Here is a 10,598-nt window from a genome sequence, read left to right on the forward strand (position 1 = left end):
CAATCGCATTGCGCTGACCGGACAACTCCGCCAACTCCTCAAAGAGCACCCCCAGGCGCTCAGCAGGACTCAACCCCACCGAGGCAAGCGATGCAGTCGAAGACATGACCACATCATCACAAAGGGGTACGACAAATCCCGGCCGCCCAAAACCGCGCCAGGGTGTGACCACCATCATTCGTCAAGCGAGACAGCCTGATTGGCGCGTTCACGCCAGCAGGCTATCCACAGTCACGGTTCTTTCAACAGGTTTGCCGACTGGGCCTGATTTGGCACGGAACCCGTCGGTGGCACGGCGCTAAATGACGGCCAGATAGGGCGCGCTCACCGCGCGAAGAGATAGCAAAACCAGAAGGGACAAGCCAATGTTCGAAACGCCGCTCACCGTCGTCGGTCACATCGTCAACGATCCTCAGCGCCGCCAGGTCGGCAATCAGGAGGTCATCAAATTCCGCGTGGCCAGCAATTCGCGCCGACGCAACGGCGACGGCAACTGGGAGCCGGGCAACTCACTGTTCATCACCGTCAACTGCTGGGGAAAGCTGGTCACCGGGGTCGGGGCCGCGCTGGGCAAAGGCGCGCCCGTGATCGTGGTGGGCTACGTGTACACCAGCGAATACGAGGACCGCGACGGCAACCGCCGCTCCTCGCTGGAGATGCGGGCGACCTCCGTGGGACCGGACGTGTCGCGGGCGATCGTGCGCATCGAGAAGCCGGGCTATACCGGCCCCAGCACGGACCAGGCCGCGCCGGCCGACGGGGACTCGACGGCCAACGACTCCGCGACCGACACCGCCAAGGACTCCGCCGGCGATCCGACCCCGTCCAACGACGCCGAGGGCGACGGCCCGCTGCCCCTCTCGGCCTAGCCGCCGGCTTGGGGGCCCGGCTAGGTCCGCCGGGCGATGCCTAGGATGGTCGAGGTAATTCTGCAAGACCAGAAAGGCAAACCCGCGGCATGGCTGAGTTCATCTACACGATGAAGAAGGTCCGCAAGGCGCACGGCGACAAGGTGATCCTCGACGACGTCACCTTGAGCTTCTTCCCAGGAGCCAAGATCGGTGTCGTCGGTCCCAACGGGGCCGGTAAGTCGAGCGTCTTGCGGATCATGGCCGGTCTGGACAAGCCGAACAACGGCGAAGCCTTCCTGGCCAACGACGCCAGCGTCGGCATCCTGCTTCAGGAGCCGCCGCTGAACGAGGAGAAGACGGTCCGCGGCAACGTGGAGGAGGGCCTGGGCGACATCAAGGTCAAGCTCGACCGCTTCAACGAGGTCGCCGAGTTGATGGCCACCGACTACACCGACGAGTTGATGGAGGAAATGGGCCGGCTGCAAGAGGAGCTGGACCACGCCGACGCGTGGGACCTCGACTCGCAGCTGGAGCAGGCCATGGACGCGCTGCGCTGCCCGCCGCCGGACGAACCGGTGACGAATCTCTCCGGCGGTGAGCGACGCCGCGTGGCGCTGTGCAAGCTGTTGCTGTCCAAACCCGACCTGTTGCTGCTCGACGAGCCCACCAACCACCTGGACGCCGAAAGCGTGCAGTGGCTCGAACAGCACCTGGCCGCCTATCCGGGGGCGATCCTGGCGGTCACCCACGACCGCTACTTCCTGGACAACGTCGCCGAGTGGATTCTGGAACTCGATCGCGGGCGCGCGTACCCCTACGAGGGCAACTACTCGACCTACCTGGAGAAAAAGGCCGAGCGGCTGGCGGTGCAGGGCCGCAAGGACGCCAAGCTGCACAAGCGATTGACCGAGGAGCTGGCTTGGGTCCGGTCCGGGGCCAAAGCCCGTCAGGCCAAGGGCAAGGCGCGCTTGCAGCGCTACGAGGAGATGGCCGCCGAGGCGGAGAAGACACGCAAGCTCGACTTCGAGGAGATCCAGATTCCCGTCGGGCCGCGGCTGGGCAACGTGGTCGTCGAAGTCGAACACCTCGACAAGGGCTACGACGGCCGCACCCTGATCAAGGATCTGTCCTTCACGCTGCCGCGCAACGGCATCGTGGGCGTCATCGGTCCCAACGGGGTCGGCAAGACCACGCTGTTCAAGACCATCGTCGGGCTCGAGCAGCCGGACAGCGGCACCGTCAAGGTCGGGGAGACCGTCAAGCTCAGCTATGTGGACCAGACCCGCGCCGGCATCGATCCGAAGAAGACAGTATGGGAGGTCGTTTCCGACGGGCTGGACTACATCGAGGTCGGCCAGACCGAGGTACCGTCGCGGGCCTACGTGTCGGCGTTCGGGTTCAAGGGTCCCGACCAGCAAAAGCCCGCCGGCGTGCTGTCCGGCGGCGAACGCAACCGGCTCAACCTCGCGCTGACGCTCAAGCAGGGCGGCAACCTGATCCTGCTGGACGAACCGACCAACGACCTGGACGTCGAGACGTTGGGTTCGCTGGAAAACGCCCTGGAGAAATTCCCCGGTTGCGCCGTGGTGATCTCGCACGATCGCTGGTTCCTGGACCGGACGTGCACGCACATCCTGGCGTGGGAGGGCGACGACGACAACGAGGCGAAGTGGTTCTGGTTCGAGGGCAACTTCGGCGCGTATGAGGAGAACAAGGTGGAAAGGCTCGGCGAAGAAGCCGCCCGGCCGCACAGAGTGACCCACCGCAAGCTCACACGCGACTAGTGTCGGCTCTGCCGACGCCCTACGACGCCGCGGTCGCAGTGGCCGCTCTGGAGTGGGGCGATCGAGCGCAGTGGCGTCCGTCGCGAGTTGGGAGCAATCGGCATGGCGATCGATCCCGGAGCTAAGCACGAACTCAAGCCCTGGACCACGTTCACCGACCCTCAGGACATTCCCGACTGGATCGCGACCGCCTACATCGAGAGCTACCGGGGCCCCCACCGGGACGAGCCGGGCACGGAAACCGGTCCCATCGACCTGAGCATCCCGGTCGCCATGGTGACCCCCGAGATGCTGAGCGCCCACTACCGGCTCGGCCAGTGCCGCCCGGCCGGCGGCAACTGTGTCTGCGTCCATCCGGCGGACGATCCCGCCGGATTCGGGCCCGCGCTGCAGGTCGTCACCGATCACGGCGGCATGCTGATGGACTCGATCACGGTGCTGCTGCATCGGCTCGGGGTCGACTACACGGCGATCATGAACCCGGTGTTCGCGGTGCGGCGCAACCCCGAGGGGGAGTTGCTCAGCGTCGAACCGAAAGCGCCCGGCGCGCCGCAATACGTCGGCGAGGCGTGGATCCACATCCAGCTGTCGCCCTCGGTCGATACCAAGGCCCTCGCCGAGGTCGACCGGCTGCTGCCAAAGGTCCTCGCCGACGTTCAACAGGTCGCCAGCGACGCGGCGGCCTTGATCGCCACCCTGAGCGGCCTGGCCGCCGACGTCGAGGCCAACGCGGGCGACCACTACACGGCGCCGGACCGCGAGGACGTCGCGGCCCTGCTGCGCTGGCTGGGTAACGGGAACTTCCTGCTGCTGGGCTACCAGCGTTGCCGGGTGCACGAGGGCCTGGTCTCCAGCGACGGGTCACCGAGTCTCGGCGTCCTGCGCACCCGCACCGGTTCCCGTCCGCGACTGACCGACGACGACCATCTGCTGGTGCTGGCGCAATCCGTCGTCGGCAGCTACCTGCGCTACGGCGCTTACCCCTACGCCATCGCGATTCGCGAACACACCGACGGCGGCGTTCTCGAGCACCGCTTCGTCGGCCTGTTCACCGTGGCCGCCATGAACGCCGACGTCCTGGAGATTCCGTCGATCTCCCGCCGGGTCCGCGAGGCGCTGGCGATGGCCGACAACGATCCCGCACACCCGGGCCAGTTGCTGCTCGACGTCATCCAAACCGTCCCGCGCTCGGAGCTGTTCACGCTGAGCGCCGAGCGGCTCTTCGCTTTGGCCAAGGCCGTGGTGGATCTGGGATCGCAGCGGCGCGCGCTGTTGTTCGTGCGCGCCGATCGCCTGCAGTACTTCGTGTCCTGCCTGGTCTACGTGCCCCGCGATCGCTACACCACCGCGGTTCGGCTGCAGATCGAAGACATCCTGGTTCGCGAGTTCGGGGGAACGCGACTGGAATTCACCGCCCGCGTCAGCGAATCACCCTGGGCACTAATGCATTTCATGGTGCGGCTGCCCGAAAACGCCGCCGCGGTCGACGTTTCCGAAACCAACCGCGTCCGTATCCAGGGACTGTTGAGCGAGGCCGCCCGGACCTGGGGTGACCGCCTGATCGCGGCCAGCGCGGCGGGTACCACCGCGCATGCCGACGCCGAGCATTACGCGGCCGCCTTCTCCGAGGCCTACAAACAGGCCGTCCCCCCCGACGACGCCATCCAGCAGATCGCCATCATCAACGAGCTGACCGAGGACTCGGTCAAGCTGGTGTTCTCCGACCGCGGCGAAGACGGTGTCGCCCAACTGACCTGGTTCCTGGGTGGACACACCGCCTCGCTGAGCCAGCTGCTGCCGATGCTGCAAAGCATGGGCGTCGTCGTCCTCGAGGAGCGACCGTTCACCGTCACCCGGCCGGACGGTCTGCCGGTATGGATCTACCAGTTCAAGATCCAACCGCACCCCACGATCCCGCTTGCCAAGACCGCGGACGAAAGGGATTCCACCGCAGAGCGATTCGCCGACGCGGTCACCGCGATCTGGCAGGGCCGCGTCGAGATCGACCGGTTCAACGAGTTGGTCATGCGCGCCCGCCTGACGTGGCAGCAGGTGGTGCTGATCCGCGCCTACGCAAAATACCTACGGCAGGCGAACTTTCCCTACAGCCAGTCCCACATCGAGACCGTGCTCAACGACCACCCCTCCACCGCGCGATCGCTGCTGCAGTTGTTCGAGGCGCTCTTCGACCCCCGCGCGTCGGGATCGCCGACGAGCCGCGACGCGCAAGCGGCCGCGGCCTCGGTCGCCGCGGACATCGACGCGGTGGTGGGCCTGGACACCGACCGTGTGCTGCGCGCGTTCGCGTCGCTGGTGCAGGCCACGCTGCGAACCAATTACTTTGTGACCCGGGAGGGTTCGGCCCGGGCACGCAATGTGTTGGCGCTCAAGCTCGACGCCCAACTGATCGAAGAGCTGCCGCTGCCGCGCCCCAAGTACGAGATCTTCGTGTACTCGCCGCGGGTGGAGGGCGTGCACCTGAGGTTCGGCCCCGTGGCCCGCGGCGGCCTGCGCTGGTCGGATCGCCGGGACGACTTCCGCACCGAAGTCCTGGGCCTGGTCAAGGCGCAAGCGGTGAAGAACGCCGTCATCGTGCCGGTCGGCGCCAAGGGCGGGTTCGTCCTCAAGCGCCCGCCGCTGCCCACCGGGGATGCCGCCGCCGACCGTGACGCGCTGCGCGCCGAAGGCGTGACGTGCTACCAGCTCTTCATCTCCGGGCTGCTCGACGTCACCGACAACGTCGACCACGCCACCGGAAAGGTCAGCGCGCCACCGGAAGTCATCCGGCGCGACGGCGACGACGCCTACCTCGTGGTGGCCGCCGACAAGGGCACCGCCACGTTCTCCGACATCGCCAACGACGTCGCCAAGTCCTACGGCTTCTGGCTGGGTGACGCGTTCGCCTCCGGCGGATCGGTGGGCTACGACCACAAGGCCATGGGCATCACCGCCAAGGGCGCGTGGGAGGCGGTCAAGCGACACTTCCGGGAGATGGGCGTGGACACCCAGACCGAGGACTTCACCGTCGTCGGTATCGGGGACATGAGCGGCGACGTGTTCGGCAACGGCATGCTGCTGAGCAAGCACATCCGGCTGCTCGCCGCCTTCGATCACCGGCACGTCTTCCTCGACCCGGACCCGGATGCCGCGGCGTCGTGGCGGGAACGCCAGCGGATGTTCGACCTGCCCCGGTCGAGCTGGGACGACTACGACAAGTCGCTGATCAGCGAGGGCGGCGGGGTGTACAGCCGCGAGCAAAAGGCCATCCCGGTCAGCCCGCAGGTGCGCGACGTCCTGGGCATCGACGGCGACGTCACCGAAATGGCCCCGCCCAACCTGATCAAGGCGATCCTGCAAGCGCCGGTGGATCTGCTGTTCAACGGCGGCATCGGCACCTACATCAAAGCCGAAACCGAGTCCGACGCCGACGTCGGCGACCGCGCCAACGATCCGGTGCGGGTCAACGCAAACCAGGTGCGCGCCAAGGTCATCGGCGAAGGTGGCAACCTCGGCGTGACGGCATTGGGCCGCGTCGAATTCGACCTGACCGGTGGGCGCATCAACACCGACGCGATGGACAACTCCGCCGGCGTGGACTGTTCCGACCACGAGGTCAACATCAAGATCCTGATCGACTCGCTGGTCACCGCCGGCAAGGTCAAGGCCGACGAACGCAAACAACTGCTCGAGTCGATGACCGACGAGGTTTCGCAACTGGTGCTCACCGACAACGAGGACCAAAACGATCTGATCGGCACCAGCCGTGCCAACGCGCCCAGCCTGCTTCCGGTGCACGCGATGCAAATCAAGTACCTGGTCGAAGAGCGTGGCGTGAACCGCGAATTGGAAGCGCTGCCGTCGGAGAAGGAAATTGCGCGGCGATTCGACGCCGGTCTCGGGCTCACCTCTCCGGAGCTCTGCACGCTGATGGCGCACGTCAAGCTGGGACTCAAAGAGCAGATGCTGACCACGGAGCTAACTGAACAGGACGTGTTCGCATCCCGGTTGCCGCAATACTTCCCGAAGCCGCTGCGGGAGCGGTTCACCCCGGAGATCCGCACACATCAACTGCGCCGGGAGATCGTCACCACCATGCTGATCAACGATCTGGTGGACACCGCCGGCATCAGCTACGCCTTCCGGATCACCGAGGACGTCGGCGTCGGGCCCATCGATGCGATACGTACCTACGTGGCCACCGACGCCATCTTCGGTGTGGGCCACATCTGGCGGCGGATCCGCGCGGCAGGCATGCCGGTCGCGCTGTCCGACCGGATGACGCTGGACACCCGCCGGCTGATCGACCGCGCCGGGCGCTGGCTGCTCAACTATCGACCGCAGCCGCTGGCCGTCGGCGCCGAGATCAACCGATTCGCCGCCAAGGTGAAGGCGCTGACGCCGCGGATGTCGGAGTGGCTGCGCGGCGACGACAAGGCCATCGTCGAAAAGGAAGCCGCGGAATTCGCGGCACAGGGTGCGCCCAAGGACCTCGCCTACCGGGTCGCCGCCGGGCTGTATCGCTACAGCCTGCTCGACATCATCGACATCGCCGACATCACCGAGATCGACAGCGCCGAAGTCGCGGACACCTACTTCGCCCTGATGGACCGGCTGGGCACCGACAGTCTGCTGACCGCGGTTTCCGAGCTACCCCGACGAGACCGCTGGCATTCGTTGGCGCGCTTGGCGATTCGTGACGACATCTACGCCTCACTACGGTCCTTGTGCTTCGACGTGCTGGCCGTCGGGGAACCCGACGAGAGCGGTGAAGAGAAGATCGGGGAGTGGGAACACATCAGCGCGTCCCGGGTGGAGCGGGCCCGCCGGACGCTCACCGAGATCCAGGAAAGCGGCGCGAAGGATCTCGCGACCCTCTCGGTGGCCGCGCGGCAGATCCGCCGCATGACCCGCACCAGCGGCAGGGGATCGTCGAGTTGAGCGCTGGATTCGTCGCGCCCGTGCCGGTGCGCTGGTCGGACATCGACATGTACCAGCACATCAACCACGCCACGATGGTCACCCTCCTGGAGGAGGCGCGGGTTCCGTTCCTCAAGGAACCCTTCGCGGCCGACATCACGACCATCGGCCTGCTGATCGCCGATGTCCGCGTCACGTACAAGGATCAGCTGCGGCTCGCCGATTCGCCTCTGCAGGTGACCATTTGGACCAAGCGGCTGCGGGCCGTCGACTTCACGCTCGGCTACGAGGTGCGCTCGGTGGCCGCAGATCCCGAGTCCAAGCCCGCCGTCGTCGCCGAGTCGCAGCTGGCCGCGGTTCACATCGAGGAGCAGCGGCTGGTGCGGCTGTCCCCACAGCATCGGGAGTATCTGCAACGTTGGATGCGGTAGCCGAGCGCGGACTGTGGCTGGGCCCGGAGCGAATGGACGCCCACCGCGCGGACCTGGCTGCGTTCGTCGACCATGCGACGCGGCTCGACGACGCCGCGGTCGTTCGGCTCCGCGCCCGATCCGCCGGCTTGCTCACGGCATGGGTGGCAACGGGTTTCGACGTGCTGGCCAGCCGGGTGGTGGTGGGCCGGGTGCGGCCGGGGGACCTGACCGTCGCCGCGGACGCGTTGGCGCGCGGCCTGTCCGCGATGGACGACTCGGGCTACGTCGATCCCGGCTTCTCCATGGATTCGGCCTGGCGAACCGCGTTGCCTCCGGAATCGGGCTTCACCCATCTCGACGACGTGCCGGCCCGAGTGATGCTGGATCTGGCGCAACGCGGCGCGCGACTTGCCAAGGAACACAGCAGTTCCCACGGCCCGCCGGTTTCGCTGCTCGACCAGGAGGTCATCCGGGTCAGCGCCGCCGATGTCAGCGTCGGGCTGCCGATGCGCTGCGTGTTCGCCTTGACCGCAATGGGTTTCCTGCCGCAATCGCCGGATGCGATCGACGCCGACGAGATCATCCGGGTGCGGATACTGCCGGCGTGGCTGCGCCTCGACGCCAAGTTCGGCTCGGTGCACCGGCGTCGCGCCCACGCGGCGCTGGTGCTGCGCTGATCAAGCTGAGCCGCGCCCTCAGACCACCCACGCCGCGCAGTCGGGCGGCAGCTTGCCGCCGTCCAGCGCCGCGCTGGCCAAGATGAGTTCGCCCGGCGGCAACGCAATCGGGCGCCGGCCGGCGTTCAGCGCGCACACCACACCCGCGCCACCGCGCCGGAAGATCAGGGCGTCCCGCGGCGCGGTCAGCCACTCGATGTCGCCGCCATCGAATTCCGCTCGCTTCCTGCGTAATTCGAGCGCGCGACGGAAGAACGACAGGGTCGAGCCGGGGTCTGCATCCTGCTTTTCGACGGTCAGCGCCGCCCACTCCGCCGGCATCGGCAGCCAGGTGTCGGCGTTCGTCGAGAACCCGAACGGGGGAGCGTCGCCCGACCACGGCAGCGGAACCCGGCACTTGTCGCGGCCGCGTTCGGTGTGTCCCGATCGTTCCCACGTCGGGTCCTGCAAGACCTCGTCGGGCAGTTCGACGTCGGGCAGCCCGAGTTCCTCACCGTTGTAGATGAATACGGCGCCCGGCAGGGCGAGCATCACCATCGCCATCGCCCGCGCCCGGCGCAGCCCGATCTCGCCGCCGCCGTACCGGGTCACCTCGCGGCCCACGTCGTGGTTGGACAGCGTCCAGGTCGGGATGGCGTTTTCGATAGCCGTCGCCGCCAGTGAATTCTCGATCGCCGCACGGACTTCGTTCGCGTCGAAGTCGATCTTCGTCAGCCGGAAATTGAAGCCGAGATGCAGTTCGTCGGGCCGCAGATACTCCGCCCAGCGGACGTTGTCGGTCACCCACACCTCGCCCACGGTCACCGCGTCGGGATAGTCGTTGACGACCCTGCGGATGTCGCGGTGAATCTCGTGCACGCTCGGGTGGTTGAAGCGCGGGTCGTCGTCGGTGTGGTGCAACACCTTCGCCTCGAGGTCCGGCGAGTCCGGCAGGCCGGGTGGCTTGGCCATCCCGTGCGCCACGTCGATGCGGAAGCCGTCGACGCCGCGTTCCAGCCAGAAGCGCAGCGTCTTCTCGAAGTCGTCGAAGACGTCCGGATGCTCCCAATTGAGATCCGGCTGCTCGGCGTCGAACAGGTGGAGATACCACTGGCCGGGATTGCCGTCCGGTTCGACCACCCGCGTCCATGCCGGTCCGCCGAAGACAGACGTCCAGTTGTTCGGCGGCAGTTCCCCGACGGCGCCCCGGCCGTCGCGGAAGAAATAGCGCTCCCGCGCGTCGGTGGCCGGGCCCGCGGCCAGCGCCGCCTGGAACCACGGGTGCGCCGAACTGGTGTGGTTGGGCACCACGTCCATTGTGATCTTCATGCCCCGCCCGTGAGCCGCGGCGATCAGCCGTTCGATCGCGGCCATCCCGCCGAACAGGGGGTCAATGCCCCGGGGATCGGCGACGTCGTAGCCGTGGTCGGCCATCGGCGAAACGGTGACCGGGTTGAGCCAAATCGCGTCCACGCCGAGGCGCTCCAGGTGCCCCAGCCGGGCCGTCACGCCGTCCAGGTCGCCGACCCCGTCACCGTCGCTGTCGGCGAACGACCGTGGATACACCTGGTAGAAAACCGCGCTTGACCACCACGGCTCGGGGCTCATGCTGCTCCGTTCGGTTGGCATCAAAACGGCGAATTGACGAGCGAGTGGGCTGCCATTTCCAGATAGTCGAGCAACTCCCGGCGGTGCTCGTCGTCGAGGGTCTGCGAGTCGATGGACGCGACGGCGGTGTGCATGCACCGCAGCCAGGCGTCGCGCTCGATGGGCGTGATCCGGAACGGGACGTGCCGCATCCGCAGCCGCGGATGGCCGCGCCGGTCCGAATAGGTCCGCGGGCCACCCCAGTACTGCTCGAGGAACATGCGTAGACGTTCCTCGGCGCCCTCGAGGTCGTCCAGCGGGTAGACCTCACGCAATATTTCGTCCTCGGGAACCTGTGCATAAAAGCGCGACACGATCGCACGGAACGTC

General features: G+C 67.1%; 7 protein-coding genes. 5 read left to right on the plus strand and 2 right to left on the minus strand.

The window, feature by feature from the left end; translation table 11 throughout:
* Positions 1-365 precede the first annotated feature (365 nt).
* The 5 genes from A5745_RS10300 (at position 366) to A5745_RS10320 (ending at position 8,642) form a co-directional block, all read left to right on the plus strand.
* A complete protein-coding gene (locus A5745_RS10300) occupies positions 366-869 on the plus strand; it encodes a single-stranded DNA-binding protein (protein ID WP_076115964.1) in 504 nt (167 codons plus the stop codon).
* 89 nt (positions 870-958) lie between these two features.
* Positions 959-2,635, plus strand: coding sequence for an energy-dependent translational throttle protein EttA (ettA, locus tag A5745_RS10305; RefSeq protein WP_076060984.1), 1,677 nt, complete (start codon positions 959-961; stop codon positions 2,633-2,635).
* A gap of 102 nt (positions 2,636-2,737) precedes the next feature.
* A complete protein-coding gene (locus A5745_RS10310; protein ID WP_076115965.1) occupies positions 2,738-7,573 on the plus strand; it encodes an NAD-glutamate dehydrogenase in 4,836 nt (1,611 codons plus the stop codon).
* Positions 7,570-7,983 (plus strand): thioesterase family protein, encoded by a 414-nt coding sequence (locus tag A5745_RS10315; RefSeq protein WP_076060981.1) that lies wholly within the window; start codon positions 7,570-7,572, stop codon positions 7,981-7,983. Before A5745_RS10310 ends, A5745_RS10315 begins: the two co-directional genes overlap by 4 nt.
* Before the next feature lie 32 nt (positions 7,984-8,015).
* Positions 8,016-8,642 (plus strand): hypothetical protein, encoded by a 627-nt coding sequence (locus A5745_RS10320; protein WP_139329538.1) that lies wholly within the window; start codon positions 8,016-8,018, stop codon positions 8,640-8,642.
* 18 nt (positions 8,643-8,660) lie between these two features.
* Here A5745_RS10320 and A5745_RS10325 read toward each other — a convergent pair whose 3' ends face one another.
* Positions 8,661-10,250, minus strand: coding sequence for a glycoside hydrolase family 13 protein (locus A5745_RS10325; protein WP_371336893.1), 1,590 nt, complete (start codon positions 10,248-10,250; stop codon positions 8,661-8,663).
* Positions 10,250-10,598 (minus strand): globin (locus A5745_RS10330; RefSeq protein ID WP_076115967.1); only part of this gene is annotated, 349 nt, incomplete at its 5' end. The genes A5745_RS10325 and A5745_RS10330, both read right to left, overlap by 1 nt.

Source organism: Mycobacterium sp. IS-2888, from assembly GCF_001954215.1.
GTDB lineage: Bacteria > Actinomycetota > Actinomycetes > Mycobacteriales > Mycobacteriaceae > Mycobacterium.